We start from the raw sequence: 19,559 nt of genomic DNA, 5'->3' as shown, positions 1-19,559 counted from the left end.
GGGGGCCGAGACCCCGTCGGGGACCCGGGCTTCAGGACTCGGTGCCGGCCGGCACGCTCGCCCGCCTGGGCGAGGCGGCGGTCGCGGCCCTGCCCGACCCCCGGCGGCGCAGGACGCGCAGGCCCACCGCGGCCAGCATCACCAGCAGGGCCGCCCCCGCGATCACCAGCGCGATCCCGGTGTAGCCGGTGCTCCGCACGGTGAGCTTGACCCGCTGGCCGTACGCGCGGCCGTCGTCGGTGGTGAGCTGGACCGTCACCGAGGTCTGCCCGCCGGAGGCGCCCGTGATGGTCATCGGGATCCGCACGGTCTGGGTCTGCCCGCCGGAGATGACCATCCGGTCCTCGTACGGCTCGATCCTCAGCCGGCCGGGCTTCTGCGAGGTCACCCTGACCCGGACCGCGACCGTGCTGCCGCTCCCCCTGCGCTCGTTGCGGACGCTGATCGGCACCTCGCCGTCCTCCCCGGCCAGGGTGCGGATCTGCTCGGCCTGCTCGCCGCCGACGATCCTCACCTGGTCGATCCGGCCGTCGACGGTGCTCCGCAGCTGCTCGACGTACGGCTCCGCGGCCCTGGCCCTGTCCCGCCAGGCGGAGGAGGCGAGCCGGAGGAGCGCCAGGTCGAACCTGCCGGAGTCGTCCCCGGGGGCGTCCGGGGTGACGTGGGTGACGGAGGTGGCCAGGTTCGCGCGCTCGCCCACCCGCCGGACGCCCGTCAGGTACTTCTTGCCGAGCTCCCGGCTCCGGTCCTGCGGGGTGTAGGTGAGGCCGGCGCGCGGCGTGACGACCTTGCCGGGCTTGACCGCGTCGAGCGTGGCGGGGGAGAGCCAGGGCAGGGACCCGGCCGTCTCGACCAGGCCGGTGACGTAGGCCGGGTCGGGCGACCAGCGGCGCGGCGGGGCGGCCACCACGGTCCTGCGGCCGGTGACGGGCTCCGCACTGATCATCGCGGTCTCGGCGATGAAGCGCCGGCGGTTCAGCAGGGCCCAGTCGGGGCTGGAGGCCGTCGCGCCGACGATGTCGCTCAGCACCGGGTCCGCCACCAGCGCCTGGACCGGGCCGCTCACGCTCTGCAGGGTGGCGACGGCGTCCGGGGTGGTCGCGGGGGGCTGCGCGACGGCGCCCGGGACCGTGGCGGCCGGGGCGGCGGGCGGCAGGTTGGCCTCGCTCAGCAGCACGCTGCGGACCCCGGCGACGGCCAGGACGTCCAGGCCGTCGTGGTCGATCACCCCGCCGACCGGCCAGTTGACGTCGGTGGCGACGTCGCGGCCGAGGATCTCCCGGCCGGTCCGCGCGGCCGCCGCGACGCCCTTGCGGGTGGTGCCGTCGAGGCCGTTGTGGGCCAGGGCGGCCACGTCCGGGTCGGCGTAGGGGGTGGCCGCGACCGGGGAGTCGGCCAGGGCCGTGCGCAGGGCGCCGAGCCACCGGGTCGCCGCGGCGTCGGCGGGACGGCTCACCGTCTCGGCGCCCGCCTTCACCCGGTGCGCCCTGCCCAGCGTCCGCACGTCGTCGAGGAGGGCGGGGTCGACCACCCAGGTGACCCCCTTGGCGGAGGAGACGCCCTGGGCGGTCTTCAGCAGGTCGTCGAGGCGCTTGCCCTCCGCCAGGCCGGCGGTCAGGTCCTCGTCGAGGAAGCTGCCGTCGTCGGCCCGGTGCGGCTGGTCGATGACCGGCAGGACCACGGCGAGGCGGGTGCGCGAGGCCCGCGGGATCTTCGTCCCCTTCGGCAGGTAGGTCAGGAAGGTGCGCTGCACGGCGAGCTTCTGCTCGGCGGCGTCGACCACCTCGACCGTCAGCGGGTAGACGCCGAACCGGTACAGGCCCAGCTGCTGGGGGGTGAAGACGAACTCCCACGGCAGTTTGGCCGAGGCCGCCAGCGGCTGCTGGAGCCAGCTCTCGTCACGCAGGCCGCCCGGCTGGACGTGCTCCTGGCCGCTCAGGTATGCGGTCATGTCGGCCCGCCGGGCGAAGGGCTGGGCCGAGTAGCGCAGCCGGTAGCGCAGGCCGGTCCGGGCCTCGGTGCCGGTGTTCGCCAGCGTGCCGGAGACCCTGATCTCGGTGGCGGGCTCCTTCGGCAGGTCCGGGGTGATCGACGCGATCACGAGCTGCAGGGTCTGGCGGGCCGCCGTCGTCGTTCCTGCGGTCGCCGTGCCGCCAGTGGCCACGGCCGCGAGGGAGAGCAGCGTGGCGAGCAGGACGACGAGCGGCACGTGCTTGCGGATCACGTGCCGGCCAAGGGTGAAATACGGCGCACGCCCGCAATGCTATGGCCTATCCGACGAGCCGGGCGGTCATCGGCTCTCCTCGGGGCCGGGGAACGGACAGGTCGACGGTCTTCCCGGGGACGAGGGAGAGCAGGTCGCCGGCGTCGATCCGGAGCGCCGTGTGGCGTTCGCCCACGGGGGTGTGGACGGGACCGTCGATCCTGGTGAGCCGCTCGTCCACCAGCACGGTCAGGTCGTCGGGGAGCAGCAGCGGGCAGACCAGCCCGGCGGCGTAGTCGGTGGCGGAGTTCACGGTGAAGGCGGAGGCCGGGCGGACCCGGCGCACGTCCAGGACGCCGCCGACGGTGCCGGGCCGGGGCGGGGCGCCGACGGGCGCGACGGTCGCGACGACCTCGGGACCGATCCGGGTGGTGACCTCGAACACGGAGACGCCCACGCAGGTGGCGGGACTCGCGGAGAGGACCTCGGGCAGCTCGTCGGCACTCGTCAACACGCGGGGAAGGCGTACGATCTCATGATGGATCTGGAGTGCGAGGAGCCAGCGGTGGATCGCGAGGGCGTCCTTCATACAGATCCTCCTTGCCTCGGCGCTCGGCTCCGCCCGGACCGCGGCTGAACGTAGCCTGGTGATCGCTGTACGGCGTCTCCCCAGTGGGGAACGTGTTCCCTGACCGAAGGACCTACCCGGTTTGTCCCTTTCAAATCTGTCTGAGAGCCAGCGGCACGGCATGAGCGAGCTGTTCCGCAAGATCGCGCCGGTCGCCGACGAGCTCGGCGAGCTGTTCGCCGCGCGGGGATACGAGATCGCCCTGGTGGGCGGCTCGGTCCGCGACGTCTTCCTCGGCCGGATCGGCAACGACCTCGACCTGACGACGGACGCGCGGCCCGAGACGGTCCTGGAGCTCATCCGCGACTGGGCCGACTCGATCTGGACGATCGGCATCGACTTCGGCACGGTCGGCGCGCGCAAGGGCAACTGGCTGCTGGAGATCACCACCTACCGCAGCGAGTCGTACGACCCGAAGTCGCGCAAGCCCGAGGTGGTCTACGGCGACACGCTGGAGGGCGACCTGGCCCGGCGCGACTTCGCGGTCAACGCGATGGCGCTGCGGCTGCCCGGCCGGGAGTTCGAGGACCCGCACGGCGGCCTGGACGACCTGCACGCCAGGGTCCTGCGCACCCCCGGCCCCCCGGAGCGGTCCTTCGACGACGACCCGCTGCGGATGCTGCGCGCCGCCCGGTTCGCCAGCCAGCTCGGCTTCGCCGTGGACCGGGCGGCGCTGGACGCGATGACCGCGATGGCCGGGCGGATCGAGATCGTCTCCGCCGAGCGCATCCGCGACGAGCTGGACAAGCTGATCTGCGGGGACAACCCGCGCGAGGGGCTGCGCATCCTGGTCGAGTCGGGCCTGGCCGCGTACGTCTTGCCGGAGCTGCCCAGGCTCCGCCTGGAGATCGACGAGCACCACCGGCACAAGGACGTCTACGAGCACACGCTGATCGTGCTGGAGCAGGCGATCGATCTGGAGGAGGGCGGCCCCGACCGCATCCTGCGCTGGTCCGCGCTCCTGCACGACGTGGGCAAGCCCAAGACCCGCCGGCACGAGCCCGGCGGCCGGGTCTCCTTCCACCACCACGAGGTGGTGGGCGCCCAGCTGGCCAAGAAGCGCCTGACCGAGCTGAAGTTCCCCAAGGACGTGGTGGCCGACGTCGCCCGCCTGGTCGAGCTCCACCTGCGCTTCCACGGCTACGGCACGGGCGAGTGGACCGACTCGGCGGTCCGCCGCTACGTCCGGGACGCCGGGCACCTGCTGGAGCGGCTGCACAAGCTGACCCGCGCCGACTGCACCACCCGCAACCGGCGCAAGGCCCAGACGCTGTCGCGCACCTACGACCAGCTCGAGGAGCGCATCGCCAGGCTCGCCGAGGAGGAGGAGCTCGGCAAGATCCGTCCCGAGCTGGACGGCAACGAGATCCAGGAGATCCTCGGCGTCCCGCCCGGCCCGGTGGTCGGGCGCGCCTACAAGTTCCTCCTCGACATGCGCATGGACGAGGGCGTCGTCGGCAAGGAGGCCGCGGCCGAGGCCCTGCGCGAGTGGGCCGCGGCCAACGGCGTGCTGCCCGGCTGACGGGCGGCGCACCGGGTTAGGGTGGCGCGGTGGACGCGATCGATGTGGACGTGCCGGCGCTCGACCGCGCGCACGTGTGGCACCCGTACGCCTCCGTCCCCCCGCAGGTGCCGGTCCACCAGGTGGTTCGGGCCTCCGGGGTGCGGCTGACGCTCGCCGACGGGCGCGAGCTGGTCGACGGGATGTCGTCGTGGTGGGCGGCGATCCACGGCTACGGGCACCCGCGCCTCGACGCCGCCCTGACCGCGCAGCTCGCCGACATGGCGCACGTCATGTTCGGCGGGCTCACCCACGAGCCCGCCGTACGGCTGGCGCGCACGCTGGCGGAGATGACCGGGCTGCCGAAGGTCTTCCTCGCCGACTCCGGCTCGGTGGCCGTCGAGGTCGCGATCAAGATGGCCTTCCAGTTCACCGGGCGGCACCGCCTGCTGACGGTCAGGGGCGGCTACCACGGCGACACCTTCGGGGCGATGGCCGTCTGCGACCCGGTGAACGGCATGCACCACCTGTTCTCCGGCGCGCTCCCGCAGCACGTGTTCGCCCCCCGGCCTCCCGCGGACCACGACGAGGCCTACCTCGCCGAGCTGGCGGAGACGGTCGCCCGGCACGCCTCCGAGCTGGCGGCGATCATCGTCGAGCCGGTCGTCCAGGGCGCAGGCGGCATGCACTTCTACCACCCGGCCCATCTGCGCCGGCTCCGCGAGCTGGCCGACGAGCACGGCCTGCTGCTGATCGCCGACGAGATCGCCACCGGCTTCGGCCGGACCGGCGAGCTGTTCGGCTGCGACCACGCGGGCATCCGGCCCGACATCATGTGCCTGGGCAAGGCGCTGACCGGCGGCTATATGTCCCTGGCGGCGACGCTGTGCACCGAGCGGGTGGCGGCGGGTATCGGCACGCTGATGCACGGGCCGACCTTCATGGGCAACCCGCTGGCCGCCGCCGTCGCGAACGCCTCCCTGGACCTGCTGGCCGAGCGCCCCTGGCGGGAGGAGGTCGCCCGGATCGAGCGGGGGCTGACGGCGGGCCTGGCCGGGGCGGCGCACGCCCCCGGGGTGAAGGACGTGCGCGTGCTCGGCGCGATCGGCGTGGTCGAGACGCTGGAGCCGGTCGACGTCGGGCGCGTCCAGGACACCGTCATGCGGCACGGCGTCTGGCTCCGGCCGTTCGGCCGGCTGATCTACACGATGCCGCCGTACGCCACGGACGACGACGACCTGGCGCGGATCACGGCCGCGATGACGGCTGCGGTTGCGGATATCGGCCGGGACGCCTGACGACCCGGTAGAGCACGGCGCCGCCGGCGTATCCGGCGGTGATGAGGATCAGCACGGTCAGTGACTTCCCGTCGGCCGGGAGCAGCGCCGCCGCGCAGGCCGCGGCCAGCACGTAGCTGCCGTTGAAGAGCATGTCGTAGATGGAGAAGGCCCGGCCGAGGTAGGCGTCGTCGACGTCCCGCTGGACGGCCGTGTCCGCGCAGATCTTGACGCTCTGCCCGGCGATGCCCAGCACGAAGCCGGCCGCGGCGAACCCCCACTGCTGGAACGTCGCGCACAGCCCCAGCGTGAGCACCCCGGCGGTGACGAGCATGGCCGGGACCCAGCGGTGCAGCCCGAACCGCTCGGTGGCCCACGGGGTGACCAGCACGGCCAGGAAGTAGCCGACTCCGGAGGTGGCGACCACGACGGTGACCGCGTCCAGGGCGTCCTCGGCGCTCTCGGCGAAGTAGTAGCGCGAGAGCATGACGAGCATCGCCGTGCACATGCCGTACATGAAGCGGTGGGTGGCCATCGCGCCCATCGCGGCGGCGGCGGCGCGGTGGCCCGCGATGTGCCGCGCGCCGTCGACGAGGCCGCTGACGACGTGCCGTACGGCCTCGCGGGCCTGCGGCCGGTCCGGGTCGTAGGCCGGGCCGAGCAGCGCCCGGTCCATGGTCCGGGCGATCAGCGCGCTGAGCCCGAAGATCAGGCCGGAGACGAGCAGGAGCACGGCGACGCCCTGGTCGTCGCTGCCGAGGACCTTGCGGAGCAGGATGCCCACGCCCACTCCGACGAAGGTCAGCACGGTGCCGGAGGTGGGGGTGACCGCGTTGGCCACCATCAGCCGGTCGGCCGGGACGACGTGCGGGAGCGAGGCCCCGAGCGCGGCCAGGAAGAACCGGTTCACCCCGAGCACGCAGAGCGCGGCGGCGTAGAAGACGGCGTCGGGGGCGCCGCCGGCCAGCAGCGCCGCGGTGGCCACCAGCAGCGCACCCCGGACCAGCGGCGCGACGACCAGGATCCGCTGCCGGGACCAGCGGTCGATGAACACGCCGACGAAGGGCCCCAGCACGGAGTACGGCAGGAGCAGCACGGCCAGGCCCGCGGCGATCTGGACGGCGCTGGTGCTCTGCTCCGGGCTGAAGAACGCGAATCCGGCCACCGCGAACTGGAAGATCCCGTCGGAGAACTGGGAGACCAGGCGGGTGCCGTACAGCCGCCGGAAGTCCCGACCTTCCAGGACGACGCGTAGATCGGATACGAATGACACGGGCTCAGCCTACGTGCGGGACGGGCTCAGGGGATCGGGGATGTCCCTGAGACCACCGAACGGCAACCATGTGACATATATGGACTTTCCGCCCGTGTTGCAGAGTGGGCGTGATGAGCAGACATGATCACGTACTCTCGATCCGTGACACCTGATGAACACGTCGTGCTCGTCGACGTCGACGGGAACGCGGTCGGCACGGCCCCCAAGGCGGCGGTGCACGGCCCCGACACCCCCCTCCACCTCGCCTTCTCCAGCTACGTGTTCGACACCGACGGCAGGGTGCTCCTCACCCGGCGGGCGTCGCACAAGCTCACCTGGCCGGACGTGTGGACCAACAGCTGCTGCGGCCACCCCCTGCCCGGCGAGCCGACGCACGACGCGGTGGTCCGGCGGCTGGACTACGAGCTCGGGCTCACGGTCGTCGCGGCGGACCTGCTGCTGCCGCGCTTCTCCTACCGGGCCGTCATGGACAACGGCGTCGTCGAGCGCGAGCTCTGCCCGGTCTACCGGGTCGTCGTCGACACCGGGGCCGACACCGAGGCCGGCACCGCGGTCGCGCCCAACCCCGACGAGGTCGGGGAGGTGCGCTGGACTCCGTGGCGGGAGTTCGCCCGGGGCGTGCTCGACGGGAGCCTGCCGATCTCGCCGTGGTGCCGGGAGCAGGTCCCCCACCTCGACGGTCTCGGCGCCGACCCTCTGCGCTGGCCCGTCGCCGACCCCGCCGCCCTCCCGCCCGCGGCGCGCTGATCCCGGGCGGGAATCTCCGGGGGACCGCCGCCGTTGTCGTCGACGCGGTCCCGCTTCCGGGAACCGCCCGGACGAGACGCGCCGTACCCGGCCTGCGAAGACGACGCTCCTGCATCGGAGGGAGCCGTCATGGCCTGGATAATGATCATCGTCGCCGGCCTGTTCGAGGTCGCCATGGCCTATTCGCTGAAGTTGAGCGACGGGTTCTCCGCACCGCTGCCGAGCATCGGCTTCGCCGTCTCGGCCGTCCTCAGCTTCGGACTCCTCGCGCTCGCCCTCAAGAGCCTCGACGTCGGTACGGCCTACGCCGTCTGGACGGGCATCGGCGCGGTCGGCACCGCCACGCTGGGCATGATCGCGCTGGGCGAGGACGCGTCCCCCGTCAAGATCGCCTCGATCGCCCTCATCCTCTGCGGCGTCGTCGGCCTCAACCTGGCGGGCGGCGGCCACTGACCCCGTCCGAGGCACCGGGACCCACCTGCCCGCCGAACCATGCGGACCATCCGGCGAACCCCGTCAGTAGAGGTCGGCCAGTGTCACCAGGACGACGTCGCCTCGACGCCGGGCCTCGGCCTCCAGGTCGGCGGTGAAGCCGTTCCTGGCGAAGATCACCAGCTTGGCGTCCTCCGCCGGAACGCGCTTGGCGGTGATGACCGCCCGGAGATGGTCCAGCCGGTGCAGGTCGGCGCTGCCGCGAGGCTCTGCGGTGTACTTCGCCTCGCCCAGCGCACTCACCGCCGGACTCTTCGACCGGGCCTGTTCTCCCGGACCCAGCATGATCACATCGATCTGGTGGCTCTTCCGGCACTCGGGGCACGAGATCGTCGTCTCCCCGACCTCACCGCCGCCGTCCAGGCCGAGCCGCTCCAGGCCGTAGACCCGGGTCCAGCGGCGGCAGACCTCCTCGAAAGCCGGTCCGAGGATCTTGGACTGGACCGTGTCCCGCGCGGCGGCCCAGACCGCTTCCGCGTTTCCCAGTTCGGCGTCGTGGACGCGCGGCTGCACCACCAGGTGGTGGAACCGGAGCAGGGGGTCGCTCAGGTGGTAGGAGATCTTGCGCTGGTAGAGCACGTCCTCCTCCTTGGTGATGATGCGCGACTCCAGCAGGACGCGCAGCGGGTGTTCCAGCGCGGTCGCGGGCCGCTCCATCCGGGCGCCGATCTTCGTCGGCGTGGTGTGGCCCTGGGCGATGTGCTGGAGCACGGTCTGGTAGAGGGAGCGGTCGACCATCCGGGGATCCTCCCGCAGCACGTAGGAGGGTTCGTCGTAGAGGGTGCCGTCCGGGGTCACGACCTCGTCCATCACCCATCTCTCCACGTCGGCGGGGGACGACGGCGGCTGCCGCCCCGCGACGCCGCGCCGGTAGCCGGGCGTGCCCCCGATGAAGGCGTAGAGGTGGAAGGCGGCCTCGGGGTCGGCCAGCCCGCCCATTCCCCCAGCGTCGTCCCGAACCGTTCGAGGGCGAGCAGCCGGTCGTCGTCGGGCAGGGCCATGTGGTACATGCCCTGGAAGGCCTCGGAGAGGTGGGAGAGCACGAAGCTCTTGCCCTGGCGGCGCCTGCCGCACATGACGCTGAGGTGCAGCCCGGGATACGGGCCCATGAACCTGTCCAGCAGGCTCCACTCGAAGTCCCGCGCGAAGACCGAGGGTGGCTTCTCCATGACCCGACTTCCTAGCTCCTAGCGCAGTTAATATGACCGGACTATGAGCTAGGAAGATCGATAGCAGGGTGAAGCGGATCCTGGACGGAGTGAGGCCGGAGCGTTCGGCTGGTTTCCTCCCGTCGAGTCAGCCAAGTGATCATGGGCGACGACGCCGGCGATTCGGCCCCGGCCGTCAGCAGGCGGCGACGGGACAGGCGGTGTGCGGAGTCGGATACGGATACCCCTTTTGCCGGGAGAAGCGGCGATTGAAGATCATCTTTCCCGCCTCCGCGCTCGAACGGCCATGACCATACAGAGCACGGCCCCCACCAGAGACGTCACCAGGATCGGATTGACATAGGCCGGCACCAGGTCCGTCGTCGTCCCGTCCTCCCAATGGCAGAGATGCCGGATCGGGAACCAGGTCCAGGAGACATATGGGGAACCCAACGGCCTGCTCGTGCAGTATTCGTCGAGCGGGAGCAGCGTCGCGAATTCTCCACTCCATAGGGCGTGCACGTAGATGGCGGCCGCCGTGAGCAGCGCCATGCACGACATCGCGACCCAGCGGCGGGGACTCATGGTTCGTGTCCCATCGCTGCTCCTCATGGATCGGATTCGTGCACCTTCTTCGTTCATTCTGGCGTAGTTCACCTGCAACCGGCCTGGAGAAGAGAAGAGCCCTCCGCCCTGGGAGGGGCGGAGGGCTCTCAGGGCGAGGAGGTCAGCGCTCGACCTCGCCGCGGATGAACTTCTCGACGTACTCGTGGGCCTCCTCGTCGGAGTACTGCTCCGGCGGGGACTTCATGAAGTAGGAGGAGGCCGAGAGGATCGGGCCGGCGATGCCCCGGTCCAGGGCGATCTTGGCAGCGCGGACGGCGTCGATGATGACGCCGGCGGAGTTGGGGGAGTCCCAGACCTCCAGCTTGTACTCCAGGTTCAGCGGGGTGTCGCCGAAGGAGCGGCCCTCCAGGCGGACGTAGGCCCACTTGCGGTCGTCCAGCCACGGCACGTGGTCCGACGGGCCGATGTGCACGTCGGCCTTGGCCATCTCGTGCGGGATCTGCGAGGTGACGGACTGGGTCTTGGAGATCTTCTTGGACTGCAGGCGCTTGCGCTCCAGCATGTTCATGAAGTCCATGTTGCCGCCGAAGTTCAGCTGGTAGGTGCGGAGCAGCTCCACCCCGCGGTCCTCGAACAGCTTGGCCATGACCCGGTGCGTGATGGTCGCGCCGACCTGGGACTTGATGTCGTCGCCGACGATCGGCACGCCCGCGTCGGTGAACTTCTGCGCCCACTCGGGGTCGGAGGCGATGAACACCGGCAGCGCGTTGACGAAGGCCACCTTGGCGTCGATGGCGCACTGGGCGTAGAAGCGGTCCGCCTCCTCCGAGCCCACCGGCAGGTAGGAGACCAGCACGTCCACCCGGGCGTCCTTGAGCGCCTGCACGACGTCGACCGGGGCGTCGTCGGACTCCTCGACCATCTCGCGGTAGTACTCGCCGAGGCCGTCGAAGGTGTGGCCGCGCTGCACGGTCACGCCGGTCGGCGGCACGTCGCAGATCTTGATGGTGTTGTTCTCCGAGGCAACGATCGCCTCGGACAGGTCGCGGCCGACCTTCTTGGCGTCGACGTCGAACGCGGCGACGAACTCGACGTCGCCGACATGGTAGTCGCCGAACTTGACGTGCATCAGGCCCGGCACCCGGGTGCCCGGGTCGGCATCCCTGTAGTAGTGCACGCCCTGCACGAGCGACGCGGCACAGTTGCCCACACCGACAATGGCTACGCGCACCGAACCCATGGCACTCGCTCCCCTTAGTCCTGTTTGATCAGTTGTCCTCCGGAGCGGCGGGCCGCTCCGGACCATCGGTTCCGGGCGAGGGCGCCCGGGACGTCTCTTCGTGCGCCGACCGCGGTTCCCCGCCCGCGGCGGAGCTCCGGTGCCCGGCGTCCGGCGCCGCGCTCGCCGCGGATCCCCGCCGCTCGGTCTCGATCAGCTCGTTGAGCCACCGCACCTCGCGCTCGACCGACTCCAGGCCGTGGCGCTGGAGCTCCAGGGTGTAGCTGTCCAGCCGCTCGCGCGTGCGGGCCAGGGCCGTGCGGACGGCGTCGAGTCTCTCCTCCAGGCGGCTGCGGCGTCCCTCGAGGATGCGCAGGCGCACCTCGGCCTCGGTGTGCCGGAAGAAGGCGAAGTGGATGCCGAAGCTCTCGTCCTCCCAGGCGGACGGGCCGGCCTGGGTGAGGAGCTCCTGCAGCCGCTCCTTGCCCTCGGCGGTCAGCCGGTAGACGATCTTCGACCGGCGGCCGGTGAGAGGGACAGGGCTCTCGGCGGCGGGCTCCTCCTCGACGATGAGCCCGTCCGTCAGCAGCTGGCGCAGGCACGGGTAGAGCGAGCCGTAGGAGAAGGCGCGAAACATGCCGAGCAGGGCGTTGAGCCGTTTGCGCAGTTCGTAGCCGTGCAGCGGGGTCTCGTGCAGCGACCCGAGCACGGCGAGCTCCAGCACGCCGCCTCGTGAACCGGCCACTGGAACCACCACCTCTCGCGCCGATGTATCGAGCCGATACATCAGGAGGATACGTCGACGCGACATACTCGGCAACGGGCGACTTTCCCAAGGGGTTGGGAGCAAACGCAAAAAAGCCGTAGTCTGGCCGTTATGTGGTCACAGCGAGCGGTGGTGGGATCAGGCCCGCGCGCGCTCCGGACCGCCGATGGGCATGGGGAATTTCACGTCTGCGCAGGAGAGACCCGTCGCGGTTGCTCCCGGAGCCACCCGGAGGGCGTATTCGCCCCCGGGAACGGAGATCCCCCCGAAGAGGTCGGCTACTAGTGAGCCAAGGTGCTGAGATGCCCCCTGCCTAAGAGGTAATCTCACCCGCGCCTGCACGCCGTCGTAGACCCCGATGACCGAACGAGGACGCGTTGAGTTACAGCAGCAGCCATGACCCGGAGCCGAGCGGGCCTCAACAGCGCCCGGACGGATCGGCTCGTCAGGGGCGGCGCCGTCGCTCGAACCCGGGAGCCGCCGCTCCCCGTACCGTCCCCCCGGGCCCGCCGTCCCAAACCGGCGACCCGAACCGGGGTCTGCCCCAGTCGCAGCCGTACGCGCCGCAGGGGGGGTCGCAGGGACAGCCGCAGGGACAGCCGCAGGGACAGGGCCCCGACCCGAGGTACGGCGCGCCCGCGCAGGGCCGGGGAGCCGATCCCCGGTACGGCACGGCTCCGCAGGGTCGCGGCCCGGACCCCCGTCCCCCGGCGGGCCCCGACCCGAGGCAGGGCCATGTTCCGGGCGGACCGGGCGGCCCGGGCGGCGTGCGCCGGCAGGACACCGATCCGCGGGGCCGCCGTCCCGAGGCGGCCTTCGAGGACACCCAGTCCATGATGGCGGCGCAGGCCGCCGGGGCCGGAGGCGGCCGCCCGCCGGGTGACGGCGGCGGGCGGGGCAGGCGGGGCCGGGGCGGACGCGGCCCCGGCGGACCGGGCGGACCGGGCGGGCCGGGCGGACCGGGCGGGCCGGGCGGGCCGGGCGGGCCCGAGGATCCCTCGGCGGAGGACGAGCCGGGCCGCAAGGGCTGGAAGCGCTTCATCCCGAGCTGGAAGATCGTGCTCGCGGGCTTCACGATCCTCACCGCGGGCGTCTTCGGCATGATCGCCGTCGCCTACGCCAACACCCCCATCCCCAAGCTGCCCAAGGACGACGTGAACGACCGGGGCAGCGTCATCTACTACCGGGACGGCAAGACCCGGATCGCCACGATCGGTGTCAAGCGCACCCCGGTGGAGTACAAGCAGATCCCCCGGCATGTCCAGGACGCGGTGATCGCCGTGGAGAACCGCAGCTTCCGCGAGGACAGCGGCATCGACTTCACCGGCATGGCCCGGGCGGTCTGGAGCACCGTCAGCGGCACCCAGGTCCAGGGCGCCTCGACCATCACCCAGCAGTACGTCCGCGGTTACTACGAGGGCATCAGCAAGGACATCTCCCCCAAGCGGAAGATCACCGAGATCTTCGTCGCGGTCAAGGTCAACAAGGAGCTGAGCAAGGAGGAGATCCTCACCCGGTACCTCAACACCATCTACTTCGGCCGCGGAGCCAACGGCATCGAGGCCGCCGCGAAGGCGTTCTTCGGCAAGCACGTCTGGGAGCTGAGCGTGCCCGAGGCGGCCTACCTCGCGGGCCGCATCCAGAACCCGAGCCGGTTCGACACCCTGGAGCAGAGCGGCAACTTCGCCGCGACCAAGGAGCGCTACGAGTACGCGCTCAGCGGCATGAACCTGATGAACCCGGGGGCGTACGGCAAGTACACCAACGTGCCGTTCAAGAAGCTGAAGTTCGAGGAGATCAAGCACGCCGAGGTCAACAAGGGCCTCAAGGGCTACATGCTCGACATCGTGCGCCGCGAGCTCAAGGCACGCGGCATCGACGAGGAGCGGCTGGAGACCGGCGGACTCCGGATCGTCACGACCTTCGACAAGGACATGATGATCAAGGCCAGGGACACGGTGAACGCCAGGACGAAGGGGCTCGACCCCACCATCCACGCCTCGGTGGCCTCGGTGGACCCCAGGAACGGCCGGGTGCTCGCCTTCTACAGCGGTGACGACTACACCCAGGACTTCAACAACCGCGCGTTCGACTCCCTCAAGCAGGCCGCCTCGGCGTTCAAGCCGTACGTGCTCGCCGCCTGGCTGGAGGCGGGCTTCTCCCTGGACAGCTACGTCGACGGCAAGAGCACCATCGAGATGCCCGAGACCAAGCCGATCAGCAACTCGGGCAAGCAGAACTTCGGCCCGATCAACATGGTCAAGGCCATGGCCAGCTCGGTGAACACGGTCTTCGTCCAGATGGGCGAGAAGGTCACCCTGGAGAAGGTGGCCGAGGTCGCCAAGGCGGCGGGCGTCGGCGAGCGGGCGAAGACGCACCCGTCCTACGGCGGGAAGAACTCGGTCGACTGGTCGCTGGACAACCACAAGTACGCCTTGACCATCGGCAGCGCCGCGGTCACCGCGGTCGAGCAGGCCGCCGGCTACTCGATCTTCGCCAACGAGGGCAAGCACGTGAAGTGGCACACCGTCAAGGAGGTGAAGGGCCCGGACGGGACCGTACTGGCGGCGGAGCAGAAGATGCCCCAGCAGGTGATCAGCCCCGAGGCGGCGGCGGACGCGACCTTCGCCATGCAGGCCGTGGTCAAGGGCGGCACCGGCGGCGCCGCGAACCTGGGCGTGCGGCCGGTGGCCGGCAAGACCGGCACCAACAACGAGTACAAGGACGCCTGGTTCGTCGGTTTCACCCCGCAGCTCGTCACCGCGGTCGGCATGTCCAAGGACGTGCCCTACGACAGGCCGCGCGGTGAGCCGGGGCGCAAGCGGATCAAGGTCAACAAGTTCGGCCAGGTCGCCAACCCCGAGAAGTACGACGGCAAGACGATCTACTGGGACGAGGAACCGATGCCCTCCTTCATCGGCGGCGGCGGCACCCCCACCCAGATCTGGCACGACTACATGGCCGCCGTGACCGCCAAGGACGAGGTCAAGCAGTTCCCGCCGAAGGCCGGGGCCGGTGACGTGAACAACCTGGCCACCCCGAAGCCCTCGCCCACCCCGACGCCCACCATGGACGGCGACGGCGACGGCTGGACGGGCGACGGCATGCCGGAGACGCCCGACGGGACGCGGTGCGCGCCGGGTGACTGGGCGTGCGAGACCGGGGCCGACGGCGGCCCCCCGGACATCGGCGACGGCGGCATCGGTGACGGTGACGGCGGTGACGGCGGTGACGGCGGTGACGGCGGCTTCAACACGAACGTCGGCGGCACCCCGCCGGCGGTCACGCCCAAGCCGACGCCGACGCCGTCACCGAGCGGTCGGCGGTCCTGATGGGCGTCCGGACGACGGAGGACCCGCTGCCGGAGTCGCTGACGGACTTCGGCGTTCGGGCGGTGCCGTACCTGCCCCTGGCCCTGTTCGCGGGGCTGGGGGCGGTCCTGGCCTACGTGTGGAAGTGGCCGTGCCGCTTCGGCGGGGCCTGGAACCACGGCACGCTCCAGTTCACGAACTTCTGCTACACCGACATCTATCCGCTGTGGTGGAACGAGAAGCTCAACGAGGGCATGGTCCCCTACGTCGACTTCCCGGTGGAGTACCCCGTGGGCATCGGGGCCATCATGGAGTTCTTCCGCCGGATCATCCCCGGCGACGCGAACACCACGGCGGCCGGGACGGTGTTCTACGACCTGACCGTGATCCTGATGGCGATCTGCCTGGTCGTCGGCGTGCTGCTGATGGCCGCGCTGGCCGGTCCGGCCCGCCGCTGGGACGCGCTCTGGTACGCCCTGGCGCCCGCCCTGATCCTCACCGCGTACATCAACTGGGACCTGGCGGCCAACGCCCTCGCGCTCGGCGCGCTGCTCGCCTGGGCCAAGCGGCGGCAGTGGCTCGCGGGCGTCCTGCTGGGCCTGGCCATCGCCACGAAGTTCTACCCGCTGATGTTCCTCGGCCCGCTCTTCCTGCTGGCCTGGCGGACGGGCCGGTGGAAGCCGTTCCTGCAGACGGCCGCCGGTACGGCGGGCGCCTGGCTGGCCGTCAACGTCCCGGTGATGCTCTTCGCGTTCGACGGCTGGAAGCGGTTCTACGTCTTCAGCGAGGAGCGGCCGGCCGACTGGGGCTCGCTCTGGTACTTCTTCAACCAGAAGCAGTGGCCGATCGTCGGCGACGCCGACCGGCTCGACACCCTGGGCGTGCTGTCGCTCGTCGCGTTCTGCGCGGCCATCGCGGTGCTGACGCTGACCGCCCGGGAACGGCCCCGGCTGATGCAGCTCTGCTTCCTCACCCTGGCCGCCTTCATGCTCACCAACAAGGTCTGGTCGCCGCAGTACGTCCTGTGGCTGATCCCCTTCGCGGTGCTGGCCCGTCCCAACTGGAAGCCGATCGCGCTCTGGATGGCCGCCGAGTGCTGGTACTTCTTCGCGATCTGGCTGTACCTCGTCGGGATCCAGGAGGGCAACGAGCACCTGGGCATCGCCGGTGACACCTACTTCACCGCCGTCTGGGGACGCGCGATCACCATCCTGATCATGATGGCCTTCGTGGTGCGGGACGTCCTCCGGCCGGACGGGGACGCGGTCCGGCGGGACGGGAGCGACGACGTCTCGGGCGGCGTCTTCGACGGCGCCCCCGACCGGTTCCGGGTCGCCCTCACCTGACGCAGCAGCGCACAGCGCCGACACCGCGAAGGAGGCCGGGGAGGCCCGTGGACGAGACCGACGAGACCGACGAGACCGACGAGACCGACGAGGTCGCCCGGACCGGCGGGACTGGCGGGACCGGCGGTGCCGTGAAGGGGGCCGCCGGGTCCGGGGACGAGGCCGCCGGGACCGCCGGTGCCGTGCGGGCCGCCGGGGACGAGACCGCCCGGCGGCCCGCACGGACCCCGCGGACCGTCGGAGCGGAGGCGCTGGCGCTCTGGGTCGCCTCCCGCCTGGGGATCGTCGTCCTCGCCGCCGCGTCCGCCCAGGCCCTGTCGGCAGAAGGAGGGACCGTTGCGCCGTTCCCGGAGCGCTGGAAGCACTGGGACGCCGGCCTGCTCGCCGTCGTCGCCGAGCACGGTTACGGCGGCGACCCGTCGCGAGAGCCGGACGAAGGGCTGCCCGCCTTCTTCCCGGGCATGCCGCTGGCGCTGCGCGCGGTGAGCCTGATCACGGGTGACTGGTGGCTCGCCGGGCTGCTGATCTCCTTCGTGGCCGGCGCCGTCGCGGTGGTCGCGCTGGCCAGGCTCGCCGAGTTCGAGGGGCCGCCCGGCGCGGGGTGGCGGGCGGTGCTGGCGCTGCTGCTCTGGCCGATGTCGGTGTTCCTGTTCGCGGGCTACAGCGAGTCGCTGTTCCTGGCCTTCGCGATCCCCGCCTGGCTGGCCGCCCGGCGGGGCCGCTGGCCGCTGGCCGTACTGCTCGCCGCCGGGGCGTCCTGCGTGCGCATCACCGGCCTGTTCCTGGCGCTCGCCCTGATCGTCGAGTTCGCCGTGCAGCGCCGGCCGCTGCGAGAAGCGCCCTGGCTGGTGGTGCCGTTCCTGCCGCTGGCCGCCTACTCCGCCTACCAGTACGGGCGCACCGGCGACTGGATGGCGTGGAAGACCGCCCAGGAGGCCGGGTGGGGCCGGACGATGGTCTGGCCCTGGGAGTCGCTGTCGGCGACGTGGGACTCGGCCATGGGCGACGGGCAGTTCGCCTGGGCGTTCCGGATGGAGCTCGCCGGGGCGGCCGTCGGGGTCGCGCTCGTGGTGGTCCTGCTCGTGCTGCGCCGGTGGAGCGAGTTCGTCTACGTGGGGCTGCAGGTGGGGGCGCTGATCTGCTCGGCCTACTATCTGTCGATCCCGCGTTCGGCGCTGCTGTGGTGGCCGCTCTTCCTGCTCGTCGCCCGGGCCTCCACCGGCCCGCGCCGGCGGACGGGGGTCATCGCCGGCTACGCGCTGGTGCTGGGTCCGCTGGCGGTCTTCCACACGATGAGCTTCATGGAGGGCGCCTGGGTGGGATGACCACTCTTACCCCTTTCCGGGGGAAAGTAATCCAGGGAAGTTATCCACAGGCTGGGGACAACTCGCCGTGGATGCGGATCAGAGGTTCTCCCTGAGGAAGGCGATGTCCTCGGCCTGGCCGGCAGCCGGGGTCTCCAGCACGATCGGCGCGTCCGCCCGGCGGCACACGTCGAGGATGAGCCCGGGGTCGATGGTGCCCGCGCCGAGGTTCGCGTGCCGGTCGGCGCCGGAGCCGAAGGCGTCGCGCGAGTCGTTGCAGTGGACCAGGTCGATCCGGCCGGTGATCGCCATGACCCGGTCGACCACCTCGGACAGCTCCTCGCCCGCCGCGTGCGCGTGGCAGGTGTCCAGGCAGAAGCCCACGTCGAAGCCGTCCAGCGCGTCCCACAGCCGGGCGATCCGCTCCAGCTTCCGGGCCATCGCGTTGCCGCCGCCCGCGGTGTTCTCGATGAGCACCGGCACGGGACGCTCCTCCAAGCGCTCGAACACCTTGCGCCAGTTCTCGAAGCCCTTGGCCGGGTCGTCGCCCGCTCCCACGTGCCCGCCGTGCACGACCAGGCCCTTGGCGCCCAGCTCGGCCGCGGCGGCCAGGTGCGCGGCCAGCAGCTTGCGGCTGGGGATGCGGACCCGGTTGTTGGCGGTGGCCACGTTGATCACATAGGGCGCGTGGACGTAGACGTCCACGTCGGATCCGGCGATCTCGCGGGTCCGCTCACCGACGACCGGGCCCTTCCAGCCCTGCGGGTCGCCGAGGAAGAACTGCGCGACCTCGGCGCCGCGCGCCCTGGCGCAGGCGAGGGGGTCGTCCGAGTCGACGTGGGCTCCGATGCGTGGCATGCGCCGAGCCTAGCCGTTCCTCACCGCCGGGCCAGGGCTGCGGAACCGGCCGTTTCGCCGGGCCCTCCGGGGGAAGCCGCGAGGATGCGTCCCCCGCCGCCCTCCCCCCGGCGGCCCGGCCCGAGGAGTCGAGAATGTCCCCCTACCGCTACCGCCGCGGCATCAGCCTCGTCGGCCTCATCTACATCCTGATCGGCCTCTACGTCGCCTGGGTCCACGAGTACATCACCCCGGCGCTGCTGAGGGACATCGCCGAGGCGCTGCTCGCGGTCCTGCTCTGGTTCCTCGTCCTGCTCGGCGTGGACCTGCACCTGGGCGGGTAGCCGCCCGGCCGGCCGCCGCACGGCGCCGCGGCCGCGACCGTCCGGGGACGCCGCTCCGGGCGCCGTACGGCGCCGCGGTCCGGCCCCGTGCCGGTCGCCGCACCGGCCGCGTACGGCGGGGCGGTCCCGTGCCGGCCGCCGCGCCGTACGCGTGCGGCGCGGCGGCCCCCGCGCGGCGTCACGGGATGAAACCGCCGTGGTAGATGCCCAGGGCCACTCCCACGAACGAGGCCACGATGCCGACGATGTTGAGCGCCCGCTCCGGCGTCGTGGCCGAGACGTACTGCGAGTAGAAGCCTCCCCAGAAGCCGATCAGGCCCAGCCAGGACGCGGCCACGTGCGCGGCGGTGAAGATCCCGCACACGAAGGCCAGCAGTCCGACCGCGAACGTGGCGAGGCTCAGGCCGTTCTCCAGCGGATGGGGCTCGCCGTCGCCGCCGAGCGGGAGCCTGGCGAACCTCGGTGCCCGTCTGCGGGTGGGACGAGTCGCTTGCGACATGAATAAATCACCCCTTTCCCCCTGGTACGGGGGTTCCCGAGGAACGTCCGCCCAACCCTTGACAGGCTGGTAGGCTGGCTCGGCTGCGTTGTAT

The 19,559-nt window shown here is 71.5% G+C and carries 17 protein-coding genes and 1 riboswitch; of the genes, 8 read left to right on the top strand and 9 right to left on the bottom strand.

Annotated elements, in window-relative coordinates; translation table 11 throughout:
• Positions 1–31: 31 nt before the first annotated feature.
• The gene (locus IEZ07_RS09965) at positions 32–2,224 is read right to left on the bottom strand and encodes a DUF6049 family protein (RefSeq protein ID WP_191894471.1); all 2,193 of its coding nucleotides are present in this window, start codon (positions 2,222–2,224) and stop codon (positions 32–34) included.
• A 46-nt stretch (positions 2,225–2,270) separates the two neighbouring features.
• Complete coding sequence (locus IEZ07_RS09960) at positions 2,271–2,792, bottom strand: aminoacyl-tRNA deacylase (RefSeq protein ID WP_191894470.1); 522 nt, start codon at positions 2,790–2,792, stop codon at positions 2,271–2,273.
• A gap of 160 nt (positions 2,793–2,952) precedes the next feature.
• On the opposite strand from IEZ07_RS09960, the gene IEZ07_RS09955 reads away from it, so the two are divergent.
• Both IEZ07_RS09955 and IEZ07_RS09950 read left to right on the top strand, forming a co-directional pair.
• Positions 2,953–4,353 carry a CCA tRNA nucleotidyltransferase gene (locus tag IEZ07_RS09955; RefSeq protein WP_068900315.1) on the top strand — a complete coding sequence of 467 codons (1,401 nt, stop codon included), beginning with the start codon at positions 2,953–2,955 and terminating at the stop codon, positions 4,351–4,353.
• Positions 4,354–4,382: 29 nt separating this feature from the next.
• Positions 4,383–5,630, top strand: coding sequence for an adenosylmethionine--8-amino-7-oxononanoate transaminase (locus tag IEZ07_RS09950; RefSeq protein ID WP_239319934.1), 1,248 nt, complete (start codon positions 4,383–4,385; stop codon positions 5,628–5,630).
• On the opposite strand, the gene IEZ07_RS09945 is transcribed toward IEZ07_RS09950, so the two are convergent.
• Positions 5,581–6,882, bottom strand: a complete 1,302-nt coding sequence (locus tag IEZ07_RS09945; RefSeq protein ID WP_191894469.1) for an MFS transporter — start codon at positions 6,880–6,882, stop codon at positions 5,581–5,583. The genes IEZ07_RS09950 and IEZ07_RS09945 overlap by 50 nt on opposite strands.
• Positions 6,883–7,026: 144 nt before the next feature.
• On the opposite strand from IEZ07_RS09945, the gene idi reads away from it, so the two are divergent.
• A complete protein-coding gene (gene idi, locus IEZ07_RS09940) occupies positions 7,027–7,632 on the top strand; it encodes an isopentenyl-diphosphate Delta-isomerase (protein ID WP_373868849.1) in 606 nt (201 codons plus the stop codon).
• Between the two features lie 43 nt (positions 7,633–7,675).
• Positions 7,676–7,742: riboswitch (guanidine-III (ykkC-III) riboswitch) on the top strand.
• Between the two features lie 19 nt (positions 7,743–7,761).
• Positions 7,762–8,085, top strand: a complete 324-nt coding sequence (locus tag IEZ07_RS09935) for a DMT family transporter (RefSeq protein WP_191894467.1) — start codon at positions 7,762–7,764, stop codon at positions 8,083–8,085.
• Positions 8,086–8,148: 63 nt separating this feature from the next.
• Here IEZ07_RS09935 and IEZ07_RS09930 read toward each other — a convergent pair whose 3' ends face one another.
• From IEZ07_RS09930 to IEZ07_RS09915, 4 genes are all read right to left on the bottom strand, one after another.
• On the bottom strand, positions 8,149–9,063 hold the full coding sequence (locus IEZ07_RS09930; protein ID WP_191894466.1) for an AAA family ATPase: 915 nt from the start codon (positions 9,061–9,063) through the stop codon (positions 8,149–8,151).
• Between the two features lie 485 nt (positions 9,064–9,548).
• Positions 9,549–9,824 (bottom strand): hypothetical protein, encoded by a 276-nt coding sequence (locus tag IEZ07_RS09925; RefSeq protein ID WP_191894465.1) that lies wholly within the window; start codon positions 9,822–9,824, stop codon positions 9,549–9,551.
• Positions 9,825–9,999: 175 nt separating this feature from the next.
• Complete coding sequence (locus tag IEZ07_RS09920; protein ID WP_189238765.1) at positions 10,000–11,079, bottom strand: inositol-3-phosphate synthase; 1,080 nt, start codon at positions 11,077–11,079, stop codon at positions 10,000–10,002.
• 28 nt (positions 11,080–11,107) lie between these two features.
• Entirely contained in the window at positions 11,108–11,803 is a 696-nt protein-coding gene (locus IEZ07_RS09915) for a PadR family transcriptional regulator (RefSeq protein ID WP_191894464.1), read from the bottom strand.
• Between the two features lie 788 nt (positions 11,804–12,591).
• Here IEZ07_RS09915 and IEZ07_RS09910 point away from each other — a divergent pair.
• From IEZ07_RS09910 to IEZ07_RS09900, 3 genes are read left to right on the top strand one after another with little or no spacing between them, the layout of a single operon-like run.
• Positions 12,592–15,156, top strand: coding sequence for a transglycosylase domain-containing protein (locus tag IEZ07_RS09910; protein ID WP_191894463.1), 2,565 nt, complete (start codon positions 12,592–12,594; stop codon positions 15,154–15,156).
• Positions 15,156–16,481 carry a glycosyltransferase family 87 protein gene (locus tag IEZ07_RS09905; RefSeq protein ID WP_191894462.1) on the top strand — a complete coding sequence of 442 codons (1,326 nt, stop codon included), beginning with the start codon at positions 15,156–15,158 and terminating at the stop codon, positions 16,479–16,481. Before IEZ07_RS09910 ends, IEZ07_RS09905 begins: the two co-directional genes overlap by 1 nt.
• Before the next feature lie 47 nt (positions 16,482–16,528).
• The gene (locus IEZ07_RS09900) at positions 16,529–17,806 is read left to right on the top strand and encodes a mannosyltransferase family protein (protein WP_239319937.1); all 1,278 of its coding nucleotides are present in this window, start codon (positions 16,529–16,531) and stop codon (positions 17,804–17,806) included.
• Positions 17,807–17,884: 78 nt separating this feature from the next.
• Here the strand turns inward: IEZ07_RS09900 and IEZ07_RS09895 are convergent, their stop codons facing one another.
• Positions 17,885–18,643 carry a deoxyribonuclease IV gene (locus IEZ07_RS09895; RefSeq protein ID WP_191894461.1) on the bottom strand — a complete coding sequence of 253 codons (759 nt, stop codon included), beginning with the start codon at positions 18,641–18,643 and terminating at the stop codon, positions 17,885–17,887.
• Between the two features lie 134 nt (positions 18,644–18,777).
• Between IEZ07_RS09895 and IEZ07_RS09890 the strand changes: the two genes are divergently transcribed.
• A complete protein-coding gene (locus IEZ07_RS09890; RefSeq protein ID WP_068900344.1) occupies positions 18,778–18,966 on the top strand; it encodes a hypothetical protein in 189 nt (62 codons plus the stop codon).
• A gap of 178 nt (positions 18,967–19,144) precedes the next feature.
• On the opposite strand, the gene IEZ07_RS09885 is transcribed toward IEZ07_RS09890, so the two are convergent.
• Positions 19,145–19,465: a hypothetical protein gene (locus IEZ07_RS09885; protein WP_068900346.1), complete on the bottom strand. Its 321-nt coding sequence runs from the start codon at positions 19,463–19,465 to the stop codon at positions 19,145–19,147.
• Between the last annotated feature and the right edge of the window lie 94 nt (positions 19,466–19,559).

The organism is Planomonospora parontospora, assembly GCA_014647935.1.
In the GTDB taxonomy this organism is placed as follows: Bacteria; Actinomycetota; Actinomycetes; order Streptosporangiales; family Streptosporangiaceae; genus Planomonospora; species Planomonospora parontospora.
This window is presented reverse-complemented; position numbering and strand designations above follow the sequence as displayed.

Excerpts from the sequence above, each read along its gene's own strand:
- IEZ07_RS09960 (WP_191894470.1), bottom strand. The coding sequence starts at position 2,792 with ATGAAGGACGCCCTCGCGATCCACCGCTGGCTCCTCGCACTCCAGATC.
- IEZ07_RS09955 (WP_068900315.1), top strand. The coding sequence starts at position 2,953 with ATGAGCGAGCTGTTCCGCAAGATCGCGCCGGTCGCCGACGAGCTCGGC.
- IEZ07_RS09935 (WP_191894467.1), top strand. The coding sequence starts at position 7,762 with ATGGCCTGGATAATGATCATCGTCGCCGGCCTGTTCGAGGTCGCCATG.
- IEZ07_RS09930 (WP_191894466.1), bottom strand. The coding sequence starts at position 9,063 with ATGGGCGGGCTGGCCGACCCCGAGGCCGCCTTCCACCTCTACGCCTTC.
- IEZ07_RS09925 (WP_191894465.1), bottom strand. The coding sequence starts at position 9,824 with ATGGCGCTGCTCACGGCGGCCGCCATCTACGTGCACGCCCTATGGAGT.
- IEZ07_RS09920 (WP_189238765.1), bottom strand. The coding sequence starts at position 11,079 with ATGGGTTCGGTGCGCGTAGCCATTGTCGGTGTGGGCAACTGTGCCGCG.
- IEZ07_RS09905 (WP_191894462.1), top strand. The coding sequence starts at position 15,156 with ATGGGCGTCCGGACGACGGAGGACCCGCTGCCGGAGTCGCTGACGGAC.
- IEZ07_RS09895 (WP_191894461.1), bottom strand. The coding sequence starts at position 18,643 with ATGCCACGCATCGGAGCCCACGTCGACTCGGACGACCCCCTCGCCTGC.
- IEZ07_RS09890 (WP_068900344.1), top strand. The coding sequence starts at position 18,778 with ATGTCCCCCTACCGCTACCGCCGCGGCATCAGCCTCGTCGGCCTCATC.
- IEZ07_RS09885 (WP_068900346.1), bottom strand. The coding sequence starts at position 19,465 with ATGTCGCAAGCGACTCGTCCCACCCGCAGACGGGCACCGAGGTTCGCC.